Annotated in this window: 19 protein-coding genes; 11 read left to right on the forward strand and 8 right to left on the reverse strand. The window is 72.0% G+C overall.

Annotated elements, in window-relative coordinates; translation table 11 throughout:
• On the forward strand, positions 1-568 hold a 568-nt coding region (locus tag ADY59_RS38365), incomplete at its 5' end, for an acyltransferase family protein (RefSeq protein ID WP_049573355.1).
• A 40-nt stretch (positions 569-608) separates the two neighbouring features.
• On the opposite strand, the gene ADY59_RS38370 is transcribed toward ADY59_RS38365, so the two are convergent.
• On the reverse strand, positions 609-1,211 hold the full coding sequence (locus ADY59_RS38370; RefSeq protein WP_049573356.1) for a cysteine hydrolase family protein: 603 nt from the start codon (positions 1,209-1,211) through the stop codon (positions 609-611).
• Positions 1,208-2,467, reverse strand: a complete 1,260-nt coding sequence (locus tag ADY59_RS38375) for an MFS transporter (RefSeq protein ID WP_231619095.1) — start codon at positions 2,465-2,467, stop codon at positions 1,208-1,210. The genes ADY59_RS38370 and ADY59_RS38375 overlap by 4 nt, the downstream gene beginning before the upstream one ends.
• A 128-nt stretch (positions 2,468-2,595) precedes the next feature.
• Here ADY59_RS38375 and ADY59_RS38380 point away from each other — a divergent pair, with 128 nt between their 5' ends.
• The 5 genes from ADY59_RS38380 to ADY59_RS38400 all read left to right on the forward strand — a co-directional run bounded on the left by ADY59_RS38380 (position 2,596) and on the right by ADY59_RS38400 (position 9,032).
• The gene (locus ADY59_RS38380; protein WP_049573361.1) at positions 2,596-3,531 is read left to right on the forward strand and encodes a LysR family transcriptional regulator; all 936 of its coding nucleotides are present in this window, start codon (positions 2,596-2,598) and stop codon (positions 3,529-3,531) included.
• A 607-nt stretch (positions 3,532-4,138) separates the two neighbouring features.
• Positions 4,139-4,453 (forward strand): CU044_2847 family protein, encoded by a 315-nt coding sequence (locus ADY59_RS38385; RefSeq protein WP_049573364.1) that lies wholly within the window; start codon positions 4,139-4,141, stop codon positions 4,451-4,453.
• Positions 4,453-5,304, forward strand: coding sequence for a pentapeptide repeat-containing protein (locus tag ADY59_RS38390; protein ID WP_049573367.1), 852 nt, complete (start codon positions 4,453-4,455; stop codon positions 5,302-5,304). Before ADY59_RS38385 ends, ADY59_RS38390 begins: the two co-directional genes overlap by 1 nt.
• Positions 5,305-5,401: 97 nt before the next feature.
• Positions 5,402-8,155, forward strand: a complete 2,754-nt coding sequence (locus tag ADY59_RS38395) for an FAD-binding and (Fe-S)-binding domain-containing protein (RefSeq protein ID WP_049573376.1) — start codon at positions 5,402-5,404, stop codon at positions 8,153-8,155.
• Between the two features lie 64 nt (positions 8,156-8,219).
• Complete coding sequence (locus ADY59_RS38400) at positions 8,220-9,032, forward strand: nucleotidyltransferase domain-containing protein (protein WP_049573379.1); 813 nt, start codon at positions 8,220-8,222, stop codon at positions 9,030-9,032.
• Here the strand turns inward: ADY59_RS38400 and ADY59_RS38405 are convergent.
• Positions 8,995-10,161, reverse strand: a complete 1,167-nt coding sequence (locus tag ADY59_RS38405; protein ID WP_049573382.1) for an alpha/beta hydrolase family protein — start codon at positions 10,159-10,161, stop codon at positions 8,995-8,997. The two genes, ADY59_RS38400 and ADY59_RS38405, sit on opposite strands and share 38 nt — an antisense overlap.
• Before the next feature lie 131 nt (positions 10,162-10,292).
• On the opposite strand from ADY59_RS38405, the gene ADY59_RS38410 reads away from it, so the two are divergent.
• Genes ADY59_RS38410 through ADY59_RS38420 form a run of 3 tightly spaced genes read left to right on the forward strand, consistent with a single transcriptional unit; the run spans position 10,293 to position 12,773 of the window.
• Positions 10,293-11,231, forward strand: coding sequence for an ABC transporter ATP-binding protein (locus ADY59_RS38410; protein ID WP_049573388.1), 939 nt, complete (start codon positions 10,293-10,295; stop codon positions 11,229-11,231).
• Positions 11,228-11,983 carry an ABC transporter permease gene (locus tag ADY59_RS38415; protein ID WP_049573391.1) on the forward strand — a complete coding sequence of 252 codons (756 nt, stop codon included), beginning with the start codon at positions 11,228-11,230 and terminating at the stop codon, positions 11,981-11,983. The genes ADY59_RS38410 and ADY59_RS38415 overlap by 4 nt, the downstream gene beginning before the upstream one ends.
• Complete coding sequence (locus ADY59_RS38420) at positions 11,976-12,773, forward strand: ABC transporter permease (protein WP_049573393.1); 798 nt, start codon at positions 11,976-11,978, stop codon at positions 12,771-12,773. The genes ADY59_RS38415 and ADY59_RS38420 overlap by 8 nt, the downstream gene beginning before the upstream one ends.
• A gap of 2 nt (positions 12,774-12,775) precedes the next feature.
• On the opposite strand, the gene ADY59_RS38425 is transcribed toward ADY59_RS38420, so the two are convergent.
• Positions 12,776-13,369: a TetR-like C-terminal domain-containing protein gene (locus ADY59_RS38425; RefSeq protein ID WP_049573396.1), complete on the reverse strand. Its 594-nt coding sequence runs from the start codon at positions 13,367-13,369 to the stop codon at positions 12,776-12,778.
• A gap of 82 nt (positions 13,370-13,451) precedes the next feature.
• Between ADY59_RS38425 and ADY59_RS38430 the strand changes: the two genes are divergently transcribed.
• The gene (locus ADY59_RS38430) at positions 13,452-14,624 is read left to right on the forward strand and encodes a DUF418 domain-containing protein (protein ID WP_049573398.1); all 1,173 of its coding nucleotides are present in this window, start codon (positions 13,452-13,454) and stop codon (positions 14,622-14,624) included.
• 194 nt (positions 14,625-14,818) lie between these two features.
• Here the strand turns inward: ADY59_RS38430 and ADY59_RS38435 are convergent, their stop codons facing one another.
• Positions 14,819-15,250, reverse strand: a complete 432-nt coding sequence (locus tag ADY59_RS38435) for a MarR family winged helix-turn-helix transcriptional regulator (RefSeq protein ID WP_231619096.1) — start codon at positions 15,248-15,250, stop codon at positions 14,819-14,821.
• A 99-nt stretch (positions 15,251-15,349) separates the two neighbouring features.
• Between ADY59_RS38435 and ADY59_RS38440 the strand changes: the two genes are divergently transcribed.
• A complete protein-coding gene (locus tag ADY59_RS38440; protein WP_197094057.1) occupies positions 15,350-15,748 on the forward strand; it encodes a GlcG/HbpS family heme-binding protein in 399 nt (132 codons plus the stop codon).
• Here the strand turns inward: ADY59_RS38440 and ADY59_RS38445 are convergent.
• The 3 genes from ADY59_RS38445 to ADY59_RS38455 form a co-directional block, all read right to left on the reverse strand.
• Positions 15,745-16,578, reverse strand: coding sequence for an MBL fold metallo-hydrolase (locus tag ADY59_RS38445; protein ID WP_049573400.1), 834 nt, complete (start codon positions 16,576-16,578; stop codon positions 15,745-15,747). The genes ADY59_RS38440 and ADY59_RS38445 overlap by 4 nt on opposite strands.
• A 59-nt stretch (positions 16,579-16,637) precedes the next feature.
• Positions 16,638-18,182: a beta-N-acetylhexosaminidase gene (locus ADY59_RS38450; RefSeq protein WP_049573403.1), complete on the reverse strand. Its 1,545-nt coding sequence runs from the start codon at positions 18,180-18,182 to the stop codon at positions 16,638-16,640.
• Positions 18,183-18,270: 88 nt separating this feature from the next.
• Positions 18,271-19,575: an MFS transporter gene (locus ADY59_RS38455; protein WP_049573406.1), complete on the reverse strand. Its 1,305-nt coding sequence runs from the start codon at positions 19,573-19,575 to the stop codon at positions 18,271-18,273.
• Positions 19,576-19,705: the final 130 nt, after the last annotated feature.

Genomic DNA, 19,705 nt, shown 5'->3' on the forward strand with positions numbered 1-19,705 from the left:
GCACCACGGCGCCCGGCCGGCCGCCGTGGTGCTGGGGGTCATGGCGCTGGTGCTGCTGCTGATGAGCAGCCGGGTGCCGTGGTTCGGGGCGGCGATGCTGGCGTTCATGTTCGCGGGCACGGCGGTGCATCGGTGGGAGCGCGGGCGGGGGCGGCTGTGGCCGGTGTTCGTGGCCGGAGGGGTGGTGGCCTTGACGCCGGTTTGGGCGATCAGTGCCGGGTGGTGGTGGGTGCGGCCGCCGGTGTGGATCCTGACGATCGTGCTGGCCGCGCTGACGTTCGCGGGGGCGATGGCGCTGCGGGGGCGGCGCCTGCCCGCCGTGCTGGTGCGGCTCGGCGTCATCAGCTACTCCCTCTACCTGGTGCATCTGCCGATCCTGCTGATCGCCATGCGGGTGCTGGGGGACCTGCGCCGGGCGCCGTGGCCGGCGCAGGCCGGCGTCGGCGTGCTCGTGCTCGCCGTGTTGCTGCCGGTCAGCTGGCTGACCCATCGGTACGTGGAGCTGCCGATGCAGCGGGCCGGACGCCGCCTGGCCGGGCGGGCAGGCGGCGTGCCGAGCCCGGCATGACGATCAGGCGGCCGGTTCCGGGGCCGAGGACGGGGCTTGCTCAGCCGTGGGCCTGTTGCAGGAGGGCGCGCAGTTCGGCGGTTCCGAGGAGGTGGGCCCGGGCGGGAAGGACTCGGTGGAGCAGGACGTCGTGCGCTACCGGGTCCGGGTCGGCGACGCCGTCGGTCAGGACGTGGAGCCGGTAGTCGCGGTCGGCCGCGTCGAGGACGGTGGACAGGACGACGCCGCTGGTGCTGACGCCCGCGATGATCAGAGCGGTGATGCCGTGGGCGCGCAACCGCTGATCGAGATCGGTGGTGGACAGGCCGCCGTGACGGACCTTGCGCACGACGAGGTCTCCGCTCCGGGGAGCGAGACGTTCGTGGACGGCGGTGCCGGGGTCCGCGTGGTGCATGAGACGGTGCTGGGCGATCGGCGCGAAGGACCTGCTGGCGGCCGGGATCGCGGCCCAGTCCGCCTCGGTGAAGCCGGCCCGGACGTAGGCGACGGTGCCGCCCGCGGCGCGAACGTCGGCGATCGCCCCTTCTAGGCGTCCCAGCAGGGCTTCGGTGTCGCTTTCCGGGAGCAGTCCGAGGATCGCGGGCTGACAGTCCAGGACGAGCAGGGCGGTGCGTGCGGGGTCGAGCGCGGAGGTGGTGCTCATGCGAGTGTTCGCCTTTCCGGTGGCGCCTGGTCGGCGTTCCTGAGTGGGGGCGTGCGGTCGTGCCGGGGGAGGAGGAGCGAGGTCGCCAGGAGGAGCACACCGGCGATCGCGATCGCGGTGCGGGGGCCGGTGAGGGCGGCCAGCAGGCCCCACAAGCCGGTCAGGGCGGCGACGGTGGCCTTGCTGGTGATCGACCAGGCGGACAACGTGCGGACGACCCGGTCCGGCGGGAGCTGTTCGAGCCGGTAGGTGGCGAACACCGGGTTGAACACGCCCATGCAGGTGATCAGCCCGAGTTCGACGATGATGACGAGGACGAGCCCGGCGGGGCCGGGGCCGACGAAGGCCAGTCCGACGCACCAGCACGCGCGCAGCGTCCCGGCGGTGAGCATGACCTTGTGCCGTCCGTAGCGGGCGAGGAGCGGGCCGGCCAGCCGCGAGCCGATGAGGCCGCCGACGCAGGGGACCCCGAAGGCCAGGCCGTACTGCCAAGGAGTGAACCCGAGCTCGCCGAGCATGAGGACGGCGAGCAACGGTGTGGCGGCCATGATCAGGCCGCTGACCAGGACGGTGTTGAAGAACAGCGGGCGCAGCACCGGACTGGCCAGGATGTGCCGCCACCCCTCCAGCAGGTCCCGGGCCCTGGGACGGGACGGTGCGGCGGTCGGCGCGGCGCTGGGCTCGTGCCCGCCGATGGCGCGGATCCCGGCGGCCGAGAGGAGGAAACTGACCGCGTTGGCCGCCACGCTCGCCACCGGGCCGACCAGCCCGATCGCGGCGGTGCCGAGCGGCGGCCCGAGCGCGGTGGCGGTCCAGGTCGTGGCCTCGAACCGCCCGTTCGCGACGAGCAGGTCCGCGGGCCGGACGAGCGCCTTGAGACACGCTCCGCTCGCGGCGGTGAAGGCGATGGCGGCCGCGCCGACGACGACCGCCACGACCAGGAGGTGAGCGAAGCTCAGCCGGTCGAGCAGGTAGGCGGCGGGGACGCTCATCAGCGCCGCGAACCGGATCAGGTCCATCGCGATCATCACCGGCCGCTTGCGCCGGAACTCCACCCACGGCCCGAGCGGCACCGCGACCACCGCCCCGACCGCGAGCCCGGCGGCGGCCAGCGCCGACACCTCGGCGGGCCCCGCGTCCAGGGCGAGGATCGCGATCAGGGCGAACGCGTCGAACGCGAGCCAGGTGCCGAACGCGCTGACCGCGTACGCGGCCCAGAACCAGCTGAACTGCCGCCCCAGCGACCTTCCCAACACGCACCCGCTCTCTCCGGAAGACAACCATTCGTTGATCTGGGAGATCAAAACGTGAGGCGGGCGGGCAGGTCAAACAACCGGTCGGCAGAAATCGCACAACCACGGGTTGTGTACTAAGGTCGGCTGCTGTGGATCTCGATGCTGTGCGCACGTTCGTCGCCGTCGTGGACACCGGCCGGTTCCAGGACGCCGCCGCGGACCTGTCGATCAGCCAGCAGGCGGTCTCCAAGCGCATCGCCGGGCTGGAGAAGGACCTCGCCGTGCGGCTGTTCACCCGCACGGCGCACGGGGCCAGGCTCACCATCGACGGGCAGGCGTTCCTGCCCCACGCGCGCGAGCTGCTGCGTGTCGCCGAGCGCGCGGTCGCGTCCGTGCTGCCCGGCAGCCGCCCGCTGCGCGTCGACGTGATCGCCTCACGCAGCGCGGCCTCGGGCCTGATGCGCGGCTTCCACCGCGCGCACCCCGAGATCGAGCTCGACGTGGTGATGCTGTTCGACATCGAGGCGGCCGTCGCCGCGATCCGGTCCGGTGCGATCGACGCCTCCTTCCGCGCCGTCGCCGTGCCGGGCAGGCCCCTGCCCGAGGAGATCGACTCCGTCTGGGTGCAGGACGAGGTGCTGCAGCTTCTCACCGGGCCCGACCACGTGCTGGCGGGCGCCCGGTCGGTGACCCTCGCCCAGCTCACCGGGCACCGGATCTGGATGCCCGGCATCGTCCCCGGCACCGAGTGGGCCGCCTACTACGACGACCTCGTCGCCGAGTTCGGCCTCACCATCGAGGCGACGGGCCCCAACTTCGGCTCCGACGCGCTCCTCGACACCATCGCCGACACCCCGGCCCTGGCCACGTTCATGGGCAAGCAGACCCGCCTGGTCTGGCCCGCCGGTCATGGCCTGCGCCGCATCCCGGTGACCGACCCGACGCCCGTCTACCCGCACTCGCTGCTGTGGCGCCGCGACAACCCCCACCCGGGGCTGGCCGTCCTCCGCGACCACCTCGCCGCCGCGTCCGCCGGGCCCGGCGACGCCGGGATCTGGGCTCCGGGGTGGGCGACCCGCCGCTGAGCGCCGCGATGTCGGAGACCGCCTGCTGCGGCCCGCGCCGATGAGGGTGGCCGAGGCGGGGCCCGTCCAGTCGCCGTAGCCGAGCAGGTGCAGGCGCGGCTCGCCGGCCGCCCGGGCGGCGTGTCGTGGTGGTGGGCGCCGGGCCACTCGGCCGTCCAGGTCACGTACGAGCGCGCCGAGGTCGCCGCGGTGACGATCGCCTCGCGGCAGCCGATCCAGTTCGTGCCGCAGATCGTCGGCGCCGAGGACGTGCACCACCGGCACGCCACCACCGGGTTCGACGACCTGCCCCCGCACTGGCCGGCCCGCATCGCCACCGGGACGCCCGTCCTGGACACCGGGGGCCACGCCGCTTCGCTGGAGGTAGGGCGGATGGACCGGCGGCCGATGTTCACCGCCTTTCGACGACGACCGGGTCGTCCGGGCCGGCGGGGAGCGCGAACACGTCGACACGGTCATCTTCGCGACCGGCTACAGGCCGCATCTCGGCTCCGTCGGCCCGGAGTTCCGGCGGGGCGGCGCGGGCTCTCACGGGCGGGTTGCCAACGGTGTTGGCAGGGGCGAGAATGCGCCAGTCCAGGGTGGGCGACGTGAGGGAGCAGGAAACATGTCGGCGCAAGACCCGCTCACGATAGAAACGCGCGACGGTGTCCGCTATCAGTTGTCCGACCAGGAATCACTGTCCGTCAGCCTCCCCAGGAAACGCAACATCCTGGTCGACGAAGAGCCGTTGAGCGAAGTTCTGTCGACGGTGACGAGGTCCATCATCGGCGCCCTGAGAAACGCGCGGAGCGGGGCCGACCGGATCAAGGTGGAGTTCGGGGTGACGCTGACCGCGGAGGGCGGTGCCATCGTCACGAAAGGCCGCTCGAACTCTCATTTCATCATCACCTATGAATACGACGCAAAAGAGCACGGCTAATGTCGGCGCAGCGCGCTGCCTGGTTGCTCCTGGTGGCCGGGCTCCTGCTCATCCTGCTCTATTGGTATCCGGACAACTGGGTCGCGAGCGAGCTCGTCGCATCGCTCTACGCGAATCTGTCCACCAGCCTCATCAGCATCTCCATCACGGTGCTGCTGATCGACAAGCTCTACGCGCAGGAGAACCGGACGCAGCTCAAGAAGAGACTGATCTGGGAGATGGGCAGCACTGATCAGGCCGCCGCGATCCGGGCGGTCAAGGAACTGCGCGACAGCGACTGGATCAAGGACGGCAGTCTCGTCGGCGTCGATCTGGCCTATGCGAACCTCACCGGTGCCCGCCTGGACAACGTCCTCCTTTCTCGTGCGAATCTGGCCAACTCCACGCTGTCCACCGCGGATTTCCGGTCGGCCACGCTTGACGACTCGGACCTGGAGCAGGTCACCGCGTTCGACGCGAATTTCAAGGACGCGTCGCTGGTGCGAGTCGTGTTCCGCAAAGCCCGCCTCCAGGGGGCCATCATGGACGGCGCCAACTGCGCTGAAGCGGAGTTGCTCGGCGCCCAGTTGCCGGAGGCGAGCCTCCGGGGCGCACATCTGGAAAAGGCGAGCCTGGAGTCGTGCAATCTCATCAAGAGCGACCTGTCCCGGACGGTCCTGCGTGAGGCGAGTCTGCGCGGCGCCACCATCCTGGGAGCGAACCTCAGCGGCGCCAATCTGGAGCGGGCGGACCTGATGGGGCTGAGGGACTGGGAGGCCGTTTCCTCCATCAAGGGCGCGCAGATATTGGGGGTGCGCAACGCCCCGGACGGTTTCGTCGAGTGGGCCCTGAAGAACGGCGCGATCAATTAGCGCCTCCCCGGTCCCCGCGCCGCGGGGAGATCGTGGTCGGCATCGTGGTCCATGGGCACTCGCGTGACCTGGGCGGACCGCATGAGAGAGTACGCATGTGATCGATAGCGCCAGCCTCGCCGCCGTGGAGAACGCCGTGCCGGGGATCACCCGTACACGGGCGAGCGACCGGCTCGGCATGGCCCACGACGCCTCGCACTACCTGCTGACCCCGCAGGCCGTCCTGGTTCCCGAGAACGCCGGCCAGGTCGCGGCGCTGCTGCGCACCGGGCTGCCGCTGACGTTCCGGTCGGGCGGGACGAGCCTGAGCGGGCAGGGGGTGAGCGAACACCTCCTGGTCGACACGCGCAGGCACTTCCGCTCGATCGAGGTGCTGGACGACGGCGCGCGGGTGCGGGTGCAGCCCGGCGCGGTGCTGCGCCAGGTCAACGCCCGCCTCGCGCCCTACGGCCGCAAGCTCGGCCCCGACCCGGCCAGCGAGTCGGCGTGCACGATCGGCGGGGTCGTGGCCAACAACTCCAGCGGCATGACCTGCGGCACGCACGCGAACACGTACCGGACCCTGGAGTCGATGACGCTGGTGCTGGCCAGCGGCACCGTCGTCGACACCGGCGCGCCCGACGCCGGGGAGCGGCTGCGGGCGCTCGAACCCGAGCTGGCGGTCGGCCTGGAGCGGCTGCGCGACCGGGTCCGCGGCAATCCCGACTCGGTGCGGCGCGTCGAAGCCCAGTTCGCGCTGAAGAACACCATGGGCTACGGGCTCAACAGCTTCCTCGACCACGACGACCCCGTGGACATCCTCGCGCACCTGATCATCGGCAGCGAGGGCACGCTCGGCTTCGTCGCCGAGGCGGTGCTGCGCACGGTGCCCGCGCACCCCCTGGCCGCCACCGGCCTGCTCGTCTTCCCCACGCTGCACCAGGCCATGGCCGCGATGCCCGGCCTGGTCGCCGCCGAGCCCGCCGCCGTCGAGCTGCTGGACGCCGAGTCGCTGCGCGTGGCGCGGACCGACCCCAAGGCCGACGACCTCCTGCGTACGCTGAACGTACAAGATCATGCCGCGCTGCTGGTGGAATGGCAGGAGTCGGACGCCGGGCTGCTCGGCGAGCGGGAGCGCGCGGCGGCGAGCGTGTTCGGCGAGCTGGAGCTGTCCGTGCCCGCCCGGCTGAGCAGGGACGCCGGCGGGCGGGCGGCACTGTGGCACATCCGCAAGGGCCTGTACGCCTCCGTCGCCGGCGCCCGGCCCAGCGGCACCACCGCGCTGCTGGAGGACGTGGCCGTCCCGGTGCCCGCCCTGGCCGACCTGTGCGACGACCTCAACGGCCTGTTCGCCAAGCACCGCTACGAGCGCAGCGTCGTCTTCGGCCACGCCAAGGACGGCAACCTGCACTTCATGCTGAACGAGCGCTTCGCCACCGACCTGCGGCGTTACGCCGACTTCACCGAGGACATGGTGGAGGCGGTGCTGGGCCGGGACGGCACGCTCAAGGCCGAGCACGGCACCGGCCGCGTCATGGCCCCGTTCGTGCGGCGGCAGTACGGCGACGAGCTGTACGAGGTGATGCGCGAGGTCAAACGGCTGTGCGACCCCGCCGGCATCCTCAATCCCGGCGTGCTCCTCACCGACCGCGACGACGCCCATCTGCGCGACCTCAAGACCGTCGTCACGGTCGAGCCCGAGGTCGACCGGTGCGTGGAATGCGGCTACTGCGAGCCCGTCTGCCCCAGCCGCGACCTGACCACCACGCCCCGCCAGCGCATCGTGCTGCGCCGCGAGCTCGCCGCCGCCCGGGCCGCCGGTGACCACGCGCTCGCCCGCGAGCTGGAGGAGGAGTACGCCTACGACGCCGTCGACACCTGCGCCGTCGACGGCATGTGCGCCACCGCCTGCCCCGTCCAGATCAACACCGGCGACCTGACCAGGCGCCTGCGCGCCGAACGCCACGGCCGCCCGGCCCGGGCCGGCTGGAAGAGCGCCGCCAAGCACTGGGACGGCGTCACCCGGGCCATGAACTCGGCCCTCGACACGGCCGCGAGCGTCCCGCCCGCGCTTCCCGAGGGCGCCAGCCGATCGGCCCGCGCTCTGATCGGCTCCGAGGCCGTGCCGCAGTGGAGCCGCGACCTGCCCAGGGGAGGCACGCGCCGCCGCCCCGACCCGGCCGGCTCGCCCGACGCCGTCTACCTGCCGTCCTGCCTGAACACCTTGTTCGCCCCCGCCGACGGCGGCCCCGGCGTGATGGCCGCCTTCCGTCGCCTGGCCGGACGCGCGGGCCTGCGCCTGCACGTCCCCGAGCAGATCGCCGGCCTGTGCTGCGGCACCCCCTGGTCGTCCAAGGGCTTCGCCGACGGCCACGAGACGATGGCCCGCCGCGTCGCCGGCGTGCTCACGCAGGCCACCGACGGCGGCCGTGTCCCCGTCGTCACCGACGCCGCCTCCTGCACCGAAGGCTTCGAGAAGCTCGGCTTCCAGGTGATCGACGCCGTCGCCTTCACCGCCGAGCACATCCTGCCCCGCCTGCCCGAAGCCCGCCGGCTGCCCTCGCTGGCCCTGCACCCCACCTGCTCGTCCACCCGCCTCGGCCTCGACGCCGCCATCACCCGCATCGCGCAGGCCGTCGCCGAGCGGGTCGTCGTCCCCGACGGCTGGCAGTGCTGCGCCTTCGCCGGCGACCGCGGCCTGCTCCACCCCGAGCTGACCGCCTCCGCCACCCGCGCCGAAGCCGCCTCCGTGACCGCCGGCGACTTCGCCGCCCACGCCTCGGTCAACCGCACCTGCGAGCTCGGCCTCACCCGCGCCACCGGCAAGCCCTACCACCACCTGCTCGAACTCCTCGACCGCGTCACCAGGTGACCTGACCCGGGAGCCCGGCGGCGTGGTACGTTCGAAGACTTTGCTTCGTACCGGAAGGAACGCCATGGAGGCTCTCACCCTGCACAACCAGTTCCTCGGCGAGGTGCTCCCTCGCATCCGGCAGGAACCGAGAGTGGCCGGTGTCGCCCTCGCGGGGTCGATCGCGGGTGGGCGCCCCGACGTCTACTCCGACGTCGACCTCATCGTGGTCGTCGACGACGAGGCGTTCGACTGGGTCATGGCGGAGCGCCTCGCGCTGATCAGCTCGTGGACCGCCCTGGTGGCGGGGTTCACCGGGGAGCACGTCGGCGAACCCCGGCTGATCATCACGCTGGTCGGGCCGCCCCTCCTCCATGTGGACTTCAAGTTCGTCCGGGCTTCCGGGTTCGCCGAACGCACTGAGGACCCGGACGTCCTGTGGGACCGGGACGGCGCTCTGGCCGCCTCCCTCGCGGCGCGTCCGCCGACGGCCTCGCCGCTCGACCTGCAGTGGATCGAGGACCGGTTCTGGACCTGGGTGCACTACGGTGCGGCGAAGCTCGGCCGCGGCGAGCTGTTCGAGGTCATCGGCTTCCTCGGCTACCTGCGTGAGGCCGTGCTGGGGCCCCTGGCCGCGCTGCGGGCGGGCGCGTCACCGCGTGGCGTCCGCCACCTCGAATCCATCGCGCCCGACGAGGCGCGCGAGCTGCGCAGAACCCTCTGCGGCCATGACCGGGACGACGCCGGTCAGGCCCTGCTCGCCTGCGTCGAGCTCTACCGGCGGTGGCTCGACGACACCGGCGCGGAGCTCGAACGGCGCCACCACGCCGAGAAGCTCGCCGTGCGGTATCTCCACGACGTCATTGACCGGACGGGGATCGAGGGTTCTGGAAGGTGACCTCGGGGTTGGCCGGGGAGGGGCCGTCGAGCAGCGGCTGGTGCTTGCCGCGCAGGTGCTGGTCGAAGAAGGCGCCCACGTACGAGCGGGTGATCTCACCCGACCGCTTGCCGGACAGGGGCGCCGAGGGGTCGGTCATGCCGACCTGCCCGCCCAGGATCGGCAGGTCGATGAAGGTGAAGTGACCGGAGTCGGCGACGGTCAGCCAGCGCTTCCAGCCGTCCAGCCGCTCGAAGTCCCGGGGCCAGCTGGTGTCCTCGGAGCCGGGCGAGTGCCCGGACCGGGTGCCGAGCATGAGGAACGGCCGCTTGCCGAGGCCCCGCTTCGGGACCGGTGCGAAGAACGTCCCGTCCATGTTCACCCCGGCGCGGACGCGACGGTCGGCGGCCATGACGCTCGCCGCGGCGTTGCCGCCCAGGGAGTGCCCGGCCGCGCCGATGCGCCTCGGGTCGATCGAGCGCTTCCAGACGGGCGAGCCGGTCAGGCGGTCGATGACGAAGGAGATGTCGGCCGCCCGGCCGGCGGCGGCCTTGGCCAGCAGTTCCTTCTCGGCGGCGGCCGAGCCGGCCTTCTCCACGGTGTCGCAGGCGACGCAGGTCAGCGTGCGGCCGCCGGGGAACGTGGTGCCGAACGACTCGTAGGCGTGATCCACGAGCGCGACCACGTACCCCCTGGAGGCGAGCTCCTCGGCGAGCGAGGTGAGGGTGGCGCGGTTGAGGGTGAAACCGGGGGAGAGCACCACCAGCGGGTGCCTGCCGCCGGCGCGCCGGGCGCCGGCGCGGGCGTTCGTGCCGGTGCCGGCGAGCAGTTCCGGCGCGAACCGCTTGTCGAGGTTCTGCCCCTTCAGCAGGAGACGGGCCTCGTCGACGGACATGTACGGGGCGGGCTCGCCGCCGCCGCGGGCCGGGTAGTACATCGAGACCATCAGTTGCCGCGCGCCCGAGGACGGGACCCACGGGTCGCGGCGCTCGCCGTCGACGAGGTGCAGGGTGTCGCGGCCGACCTCGTACGCGCCGGTCGGACGGGGGATGGCCGGGCGCACGTCGGCGGCGGCAGGGGACGGGGTCAGGGGCATCGCGACGGCCAGGGCGAGAAGCACGGCAGCGGCGTCGCGTCGGATTCCGATCATGCGAAGCAGCGTACGAAGGCGCAGGTCAGTGCCGACATGAGCGAAAGTCTGGCGCGAACCCTGACTTTCGTCGGGGTCCGGCCGGTAGAAAAGCGATTGCGGCTTCCATCTCGCGAGGAAAGGATCACTGGATGATCCGGGCAGAGGGGTTGACCAAGGTCTTCCGCCGGCCACGCACCTTCCCCGGCCCGCTGGGCGCGTTACGCACGCTGGTCACCCGCCAGTACGTGGAGAAGACCGCCGTCGACGGCGTCAGCTTCACGATCGACGAGGGTGAGGTGATCGGCTACCTGGGACTGAACGGCGCCGGCAAGTCCACCACGATCAAGATGCTCACCGGCATCCTCACCCCGACGAGCGGCACCGTGCGGGTCGGCGGCCTGGTGCCGTGGCGCGACCGCTCGGCCAACGCGCGCAACGTCGGCGTCGTCTTCGGGCAGCGCAGCCAGCTGTGGTGGGACCTGCCGCTGATCGAGTCGCTGCGGCTGGTGGGCTCGCTCTACGACGTGCCCGCCGCGCGGTTCGAGACGTCGCTGAAGAAGCTGCGCGACCTGCTCGGGCTCGACGACTTCCTCGACACGCCGGTGCGCCAGCTCAGCCTGGGCCAGCGGATGCGCGGCGACCTGGCCGCCGCCGTGCTGTACGAACCGCCGCTGCTCTACCTGGACGAGCCGACCGTCGGGCTGGACGTGCTGGCCAAGGACGCGGTGCGCGAGTTCATCGTGGAGGTCAACCGGACCGGGCGCACCACCGTCATCCTGACGACGCACGACCTGGCCGACGTCGAGGCCCTGTGCAAGCGGATCATCCTCATCGACCGCGGCAAGGTGCTCTTCGACGGCGCCATCGACGCGCTGGTCGACCAGCCCCGGCGGCTGGTGGTGCTGCTGGAGCCGGAGCCGGAGGAGGTCCGGGGCGTGCGGCGGGACGCCGAGGGACGCTACGTCTTCGACATCCGCGGCGACCTGCCCGGCATGATCGCCGCGATCTCCGCCGAGCACACCATCCGCGACCTGTCGATCGAGGAACCCGACCTGGAGAGCGTGATCAAAGGGATCTACTCCCGATGATGCGCATCGGATTCCGCCTCGCCCTGGCCTACCGCAGCAACATCGTCATGACCTGCGTGACGCTGGTCGCCCAGGTGTTCCTGCTGCGCATGATCTGGACCTCGGTGTACGGCGCGCGCCCCGCCGCCGCCGGGCTCACGCTGGACGCGCTGCTCGCCTACCTCACCCTGGCCAACCTGCAGTCCTTCGCCACCCACACCGTCGTCTCCCGGACGATCCACGAGCGCATCCGCAGCGGCACGGTCTTCTTCGACCTGGCCCGGCCGCCCGGCTACCTCAGGCAGATGGCCGCCTTCCAGGTGGGCAACACCTTCGGCGGGCTGCTGCTGCTCGCCCCCGTCGTCCCGGTGGTGCTGCTGGTCGGCTCGATCACCGCGCCCGTCAACGGCCCCGGGTACGTGGTCACGCTGGTGCTCGGGTACGTGATCGCCGTGCAGCTCGCGTTGCTGATCAGCCTGATCGGCTTCTGGACGATGGAGATCGGGGCGATCTCGCTGCTCTACCGGCTGGTCAGCCAGTTCTTCGCGGGGACGATGGTGCCGCTCGCCTTCTTCCCCGGCTTCCTGGGCGTGCTGGCCGGGGCGCTGCCGTTCCAGTATCTGGGTTACGTGCCGGCGGCGATCTACGTCGGTCACATCACCGACGTCGCAGGGCCGATCATGGTCGAGCTGGCCTGGATCGCGGGGCTGTGGGGCCTGCTCGCGCTGACCTGGTCCCGGGCGCACCGGAGGGTGGTGATCCAGGGTGGCTGAGCTCGCGCGTTCGCTGCGCCTGTACGTCCTGCTCCAGCGCGCCTCCGCGCGGAGCGCCATGCAGTACCGGCTGAACTCGGTGATCGGCGTCCTCAGCGGCGCGGTCTGGCAGGGCGCCGGGTTCGCGTTCATCTGGGTGGTGATGCACACCTTTCCCTCGCTGGCGGGCTGGGGGCTGGCGGAGATCGCGTTCCTGTACGGGCTGCGCCTGACCGCCCACGCCCTGGCCATGATCCCCATGATGAGCGTGCACGACATCCAGTGGGTCGTGCGCAACGGGGAGTTCGACCGGTTCCTGCTGCGCCCGCTCAACCCCCTGGTCCAGCTCATGGGCAACCGGGTGGGCCTGGGGCAGGTGGGCGACCTGCTCGTGGGCGTGACGCTGCTCGCCGTGGCCGGTGGGAACGTGCCCGTCGACTGGGACGCCTGGCTGGTCGCCTACTGCGTGGTGGCGGTCGCCGGGGGCGCCCTCATCGAGGCGGCCTTCTTCCTGGGGCTCTCCTCGCTGTCGCTGCGCATGGTCGACACGACCGCCCTGCGGGTCTTCGTGGACGACGTCTTCAGCAGGTTCGGCTCGTACCCGATGAAGGTCTTCGGCGGCGTGACCGAATGGCTGCTCACCTTCGTGCTGCCGGTCGCCTTCGTGGCGTACGTGCCCTCCAGCGTCGTCCTGGGCAAGCTGGACGCCTCCTGGGCGCTCGCCGCGCCGCTGCTGGGCGTGGTCCTGATCGCCGTGGCCTACCTCGTGTGGCGGCGGCAGCTCGACCACTACCAGAGCGCCGGGCACTGAGCTCAGGCCGGGCCGAGCCCGATCGCCGGCAGGATCGCCTGGTCGACGAAGTCGGCGAGGTCGGCGTTGCTCGGCGGGGCGCCGTCGAGCAGCCGCTTGACGACCAGTGCCTCGCCGATGTCGGTGACGACCGGAGTGAGCCGTTCGGCGGGGAAGTGGCCGCGTTCGGCGTAGTGCCGCAGCACGGTGCTGGTGAACGTGCCGCCCCGGTTGGCGAAGACCCTTTCCTGCAGGGGCTCGGACATCTTGGCCGCGCCCATGGGGTCGGTGAGGATGGTCGCCACGGCGCGGCCGGCCGGGCTGAGCGTCCAGCTGACCATGAGCTGGAGCGCCCGGATCAGGTCGCCGCGCAGGTCGTCGGCGCCCAGGGTGGGCTCCTCGACGGGATGGGCGTGATAGAGAGCGTCGAGGAGCACCTCGACGGGGTCGGACCAGCGGCGGTACAGCGTGCTCCGGGGGGTGGCGGCCCGCTTGCCGATGCCGTCCATGGTCAGCCGTCCGACGCCGACCTCGACCACTTCCTCCAGCACGGCGGTGTGGATGGCGTTGATCAGCTCTTCGCCGCGGCGCCGGGTCCGGCTGTTCTGATCGCCCATGATTGCCCCTTGCTCAGCTACAGGGCTGTATCTTACTCTGAGCCATAAGCTACACTCGTGTATCTAATTCCTGGGGATATCCATGTCCATCACCGCACCGCCCCCCGCGCGGCAGGCCGTCCCGCTCGCCCGGCGGTCCCTGGCACCCGACCTCGCGCGCGGCCTCATGCTGCTGCTCATCGCGGTGGCCCACGCGCACATGTACCTGTCCGGCCACCCGGCCGGCTTCCGCGGCTACACCCTCGACGGCGATCTCGTCGACCGGCTCGTGGCCGGGGTCCAGATCCTCCTGGTGGACGGGCGCGCGCTGCCGATGTTCGCCGGCCTGTTCGGCTACGGACTGGTCCAGCTCGCCGACCGGCAGCTCGCCGCCGGCCGCACCTGGCCGCAGGTGCGGCGGGTGCTGCGCGCGCGCAGCCTGTGGCTGCTGGCCTTCGGGTTCTGTCACGCCCTCCTGCTGTTCTTCGGCGACATCCTCGGCGCCTACGGCCTGGTCGGGCTGGTGCTCGTCGGGTTCGTCCGGCGCGGTGACCGTGCCCTGTTCTGGGCCGCCGGCGTGGGGGCCGTGCTGCACGTGGTCGTGCTCGGCCTGTTCGGGCTGCTCACCGTGGCCGCGGGGAAGGGCGACACGCCCGCCGCCATGGCCGACCCGCTGGAGGCGGCCGTGATGCGGATGATCGGCTGGTCCGGGATGACGCCGACGTACTTCGCCGTGAGCGTCGTGCCGGCCTTCCTGCTGGGCATCTGGGCAGCCCGCCGCCGCCTGCTGGAGGAGCCGGGGGCGCACCGGGCACTGCTCCGCCGGGCCGGCGTCACGGGCACGGTGATCGCGGTCGCGGGCGGGCTGCCGCTGACGCTGGTCGACACGCGGCTCTGGGACGTCTCGGACGCGATCGGCGTCTCCGTGTACGCGCTGCACAGCGTCACCGGCATCGCAGGCGGGCTCGCGTACGCCGCCCTGATCGGGCTCGTCGTGGCCGGGCGGGAGCGTCGCGCGCGCCCGGGGGCGGTCACCCGCGCGCTGGCCGCGTGCGGTCAGTGGTCGCTCACGTGCTACCTGCTGCAGTCGGTGGTCTTCGTGGCGCTCTTCGCGCCCTACTTCGGCGGCCTCGGGACCCGGCTGGGCGACGCCGCCGCGTCCGGCATCGCCGTCGTCACCTGGCTGTTCACCGTCGTGCTCGCGGCGACACTGTCGCGCGGCGGACGGCGCGGGCCCGCCGAGACGCTCCTGCGGCGGCTGACGTACGGCCGCTGAGACCCCCGGCGGGAGAGTCGGGCCCCAGGAGCGCGATGCCCTCGCCGGCGCCGGCCTGCACCCGGACCGGCACCGGATGGACTGGCTGACGTAGTGGCTCCAGGTGTGCTCGTGGATGGGGCTGGTGCCCTACCTGACCGAATCGGACGTCCGGCGGCTGCTGACCATCCGCATCGTGCGCTTCCAGCTATTAGCTAGCCGAGGATGCGGGTGAGCAACTGGGTGAGCTGGTCGCGTTCGGCGGCGGACAACGCGTCGAACAGGCTGTCCTGGACCCCGGAGAGCGCCGCGTCCAGCTCCTCCAGCCGGCGTCGCCCCGCGGCGGTGAGCTCGATCAGGTTGCGGCGCCGGTCGCCGGGGTCCGGCATGCGCTCGACGTGACCTTGCCGGGCCAGCTCGTTCACCATGGCGTGCATGTCGCTCTGGTCGATGCCGCACCGCTGGCCGATCTGCGCCTGGCTCCCGGGGCCGAACTCGTCGAGGGCGGCGAGGATCGCGAAGTGGTAGGCGCGCCCGCCCGCACCGGCCATCGCCTCGGCGATGAGGCGATGAGCCCGGGCCGACGTCTTGCTGATGAGCCAGCTCGGCTTGGCTCGCAGGCGGGCGGGTGATTCGTCTATCGCCATGCGGGAAGTATAGGGCGATCCCTTGGTTCGGCCCACGAACTCGCCTATGCTTGGTCCGGCCAAGATTGGTTGGACCAAGGATATTGGGAGGTGGCGTACGTGCCACTCACACTGGACGAGGCCCGGGCCGTCAGCGCCCGCGTACGCGAGCATGCCGGAGCACTCGGCGCCCTGGTCACGGTCGCGATCGTCGACGACGGCGGACACTTGCAGGTTCTCGATCGCATGGACGGCGCGCCGCCGTTGTCGGCCCGCATCGCCCCCGCGAAGGCATCGAGCGTGGCGCTGTTCCACCGCGACGGCGGCGAGCTCCTGCGGCTGCAGCGGGCATGGCCGGCCTTGTTCGCGCAGATGGATCAACTGGCGGCGACACCGATCATGGCGGGTGCGGGCTCCCGCCTGATCCGGCGGGGCGAGGTCGTCGTCGGTGCGATCGCGGTCAGCGGAGGCAGCCCCGAGCAGGACGACGAGTGCGCTGATCTCGCGCTGGGCTCCTAGGCCAGTGGCCGCCAGGCGAAGGCGTCGCCGCGCCGCTCGATCCGGCCCAGTCCGGGGAACGGCAGGTGGTAGGCGTGCACGGGCACGCTCTCGTCGGCCGCCCAGGCGAGGATCCTGCGGCGGCTGCGCACGGACCGTTCGGCCTCGTGGTCCCACGGCGTGCGCCACGCGGGGTGCGCCAGCTGGAGCGGGTCGTAGAAGGAGTCGCCGACGCAGAGCAGCCGCTCGCCCCGGGATCGCAGCAGGATCGCCGTGTGCCCCGGCGTGTGCCCGGCGGCGTCGACGGTGTGGACGTGCGGCAGGATCTCGGCGCCGTACTCGACCTCCCGCAGCCGCTCGCCGAACACCCTGATCGCCTCCAGCGCCGGGCCGCGCCGCACGTCGGGGAGTGACGTCGCGTCCTTCCAGAACGCCACCTCCGCCGCGTGCGCGTACGCGGTCGCGTCCGGGAAGGCGCCGACGGCTCCCCGCGTGTGGTCCTCGTGAAGATGCGTGAACACCACGGCCGCCACCTCCGACGCCGCGAAACCGGCCTCGGCCAGGCCGTCGCCCAGCTTGCCGACCAGCGGCGTCATGTAGGGGCCGTAGCCGGTGAAGTCGCGGCCGAGACCGGTGTCGATCACCGCCAGGCCGGCGCCGGTCTCCACGAACAGGCAGTTGTAGCCGCAGGTCAGCGTCGTCCGGTCGGCCGCGGCGGCGCGCAGCTCCCGCTCCGGCACGCCGGTGTCGGGGGTGAAGAACTCCGCCAGCGGCGGCTCCAGAGGTGGCCGCGGCTGCCCGTCGCTGACCACGGCGCAGGACAGGTCACCGACCGCGAAGTGATGGATCACCCCCGAAGTCTGCCCCGATCACCCCCGCCATGGAAACCGGGCCGGGGACCCTGCCTCGATCATCCCGGCCATGAGACCTGGGGCGAACGGTGGAAGCCGATGCCCAGGGTCTCCCACCTCGGCCCCTGTGCCGCCAGCCGCTCCCGGAAGCCCTCCCAGTCGTGCGCCGACCGGGGCGACCAGCCCAGCTCCGCCACGGCGGGCAGCCTGGGGAAGGCCATGTACTCCAGGTCGTCCTCCGTCACGATCGTCTCGGTCCACAGGGGCGCCTCGACGCCGAGCACCGCCGACTCCGGCACGCCGGTCAGGTGCGCCCCCGGGTCCCAGTCGTAGGCGGTCCGGACCTCGATGAGGCTCGCCCAGGTCGTCCCGAGCCGGGTGGTGGGGTCGTACTTCATGTCCAGGTAAGTCTTGTTCGCTGGGGACATGATGACCTTGGCGCCGCCCGAGACGGCCTCGGCGACCTGCGGATCGCTGCCCGACAGGCCCCAGTACTGCAGCACGCGGCCCGGCGAGTGACGCACGGCGGGCGCGGCGATCTGGTGCCAGCCCACGACCGTCTTGCCGAGCGACACGGCCATGGGGTGGGCCCGGTTGAGGAAGGCCGCGAAGTCCGCGTCGGAGGTCGCGTCGGCCTCGTCGCCGCCGAGGTGCAGGTACGGGCCCGGGGTCAGCGCGGCGAGCTCGGCCAGCACGTCGCGGACGAAGGTGTAGGTGATCTCCTTGGACGTGCACAGCGAGCTGAAGCCGACCCTGGTGCCGGTGTAGAGGGGCGGGGCGACGCCGTCGCAGTTGAGCTCCGGATAGGAGGCGAGGGCGGCGTTGGTGTGACCGGGTACGTCGATCTCCGGCACGATCGTGATGTGCCGCCGGGCGGCGTGGGCGACGATCTCCCGGTAGTCGGTTTTGGTGTAGTGGCCGCCCGGCCCGCCGCCCACCTGGGTGCTTCCGCCGTACGAGGCCAGGCGGGGCCAGGTGTCGATCGCGATGCGCCAGCCCTGGTCGTCGCTCAGGTGCAGGTGCAGATGGTTGATCTTGTAGAGGGCGATCCGGTCGATGTAGCGCTTGACCGTGTCGACCGGGTGGAAGTGCCGGGCGACGTCGAGCATCGCGCCCCGGTAGGCGAACCTGGGGTGGTCGACGACTCGGCCGGCGGGCACCCGCCACGGCCCCGGCCGCACGGTCGTGCTCTCGACGCTCGCGGGTAGCAGCTGGCGGAGCGTCTGGACGCCGTTGAACAGCCCGGCCGCCGTGCGCGCCTTGATCGTCACGCTGCGGGGCGTGACGTCGAGCTGGTAGCCCTCGCGGCCCACGTGCGCGGGCGCGCCCTTCAGCCGGAGCGAGATGGCGCCCTCGCGCCGGATCGGCAGGCGGTAACCGGTGGCCGGGCGCAGCACCCCGGCCAGATAGGCGGCCACGCCCGCGTCGTCCGAGGCGATGGCCGTGCCGGGCCGCAGCGCGAACGCCCCCGGGGCCGGCCGCACCGAGACGGGGGCGGGAACCAGATCGTGCATCGCCGTGCGCCCCTGCGCGACGGCGGCCGGGGGCGGCGCCACGACAGCGAAGGCCACCAGGAGGGTCCCGAGGACGAACATCCTCACCATGCACCACCTTGTCAGTCCGGCTAGTCAATAGGAAGCTTTACTAACAAATAGGGCCTGTCAAGACCCATTTCGCTCCTGGAGACGCCTTTCAGTCCTTCGCGTGGTCCAGCGGGTGGGCGAGCTCGTCGGCCGGCATGCGGGCCAGCAGGATCGCCGCGACCGCGATCGGCAGCGGCAGCAGACCGGCGATCATGAACGTGGTCGTCAGCCCGATGGCCTCGCTGAGCGGGCCCGCCAGCGCCATCGACACCGGCATGAACACCAGCGACACGAAGAAGTCGAGGCTCGACACGCGCCCCAGCAGGGCCGGCGGCACCCGGCGCTGCAGCAGCGTGCCCCAGATCACCATCGGCGCGCTGAACAGCGCCCCGATCACGAACGCGCCAAGCGCGATCAGCCATACGTCGCGGGCGATGCCGATCAGCACGAACGGCAGGCAGGCCAGGCCCCACATCACGTTCATCGCGGTCAGGTAGCGCCGGGGCAGCCTGCGCGCGGCCATCGCCAGCGACGCCAGCGCGCCGCTGACGCCGAAGGCGGCCATCACCAGCGCGTGGTCCTCCGGGCCGCCGCCCGCGCCGTCCTTGACCGCGAACGGGATCAGCACCTCCATCGGGCCCATCACCACGAGGATCATCAGCGAGGCGAACACCAGCGTCGCCAGCAGCCACGGCGTCCGCATCATGTAGGAGAAGCCCTCGCGCAGGTCGGTCATCATCGAGCGCAGCGGGTGGCGCGGCTCCTCGCCGGTGCGGTCGCGGCGGTGCGGGACCGGCTTCATCAGCAGCAGGAACACCGTGGCCGCCACCTGCGACGCGGCGCCCACGGCCAGCGCGGCGCCGGGGGAGTAGGCGGCCACCAGGAGCCCGGCGACCGCCGGGCCGCCGGCCTGCAGGACGATCGGGCGCAGCGTGCCCTCGATGCCGTTGGCCGCGAGCAGGTGGTCGGCGGGCACGATCGAGGGCAGCATCGCGGAGTAGGCCGGATAGTAGAAGCCGCTGCCGATGCCGCGCACGAGCGCGACCACCGCGAGATGCCAGATCTGCACCACGCCGAGCAGCGCCAGCGCCGCGATCACGACGGCGGAGGCGGCCAGCACCAGCTCGGTCGACAGCAGCACCCGGCGCTGCGGCACCCGGTCGGCGATCACGCCGCCGAGCAGCACCGTGGCGACCATGCCCAGCGCCGTGCAGGTCGAGACGATCGACAGCTCACCGGCGCCGCCGCCGAGCTCGATCACCTGCCACACCATCGCCATCAGCCACAGGCCCTCGCCCAGCATGGAGCCCGCCAGCGAGCCGGTGAGCAGCCGGTATTGGCCGTGCTGGAAAGGGCGGAGCGGGCCACGCAGCCAGCGCGAGGGCCGGGTGCCGCTGGTGGTCGGGTCCGTCATGGGGCCGACGCTATCGGGGGGGACCGACGAAATGCATCGGGGCGCGGCTGTGGGCTTCAAAATAGGGATATGTCCTATCCTCCGCCGCCCCAGCCCGAAGGCGGCACTCCGCCCCACCATCCCCACGGAC

Source organism: Nonomuraea sp. SBT364 (assembly GCF_001083785.1).
In the GTDB taxonomy this organism is placed as follows: Bacteria; Actinomycetota; Actinomycetes; order Streptosporangiales; family Streptosporangiaceae; genus Nonomuraea.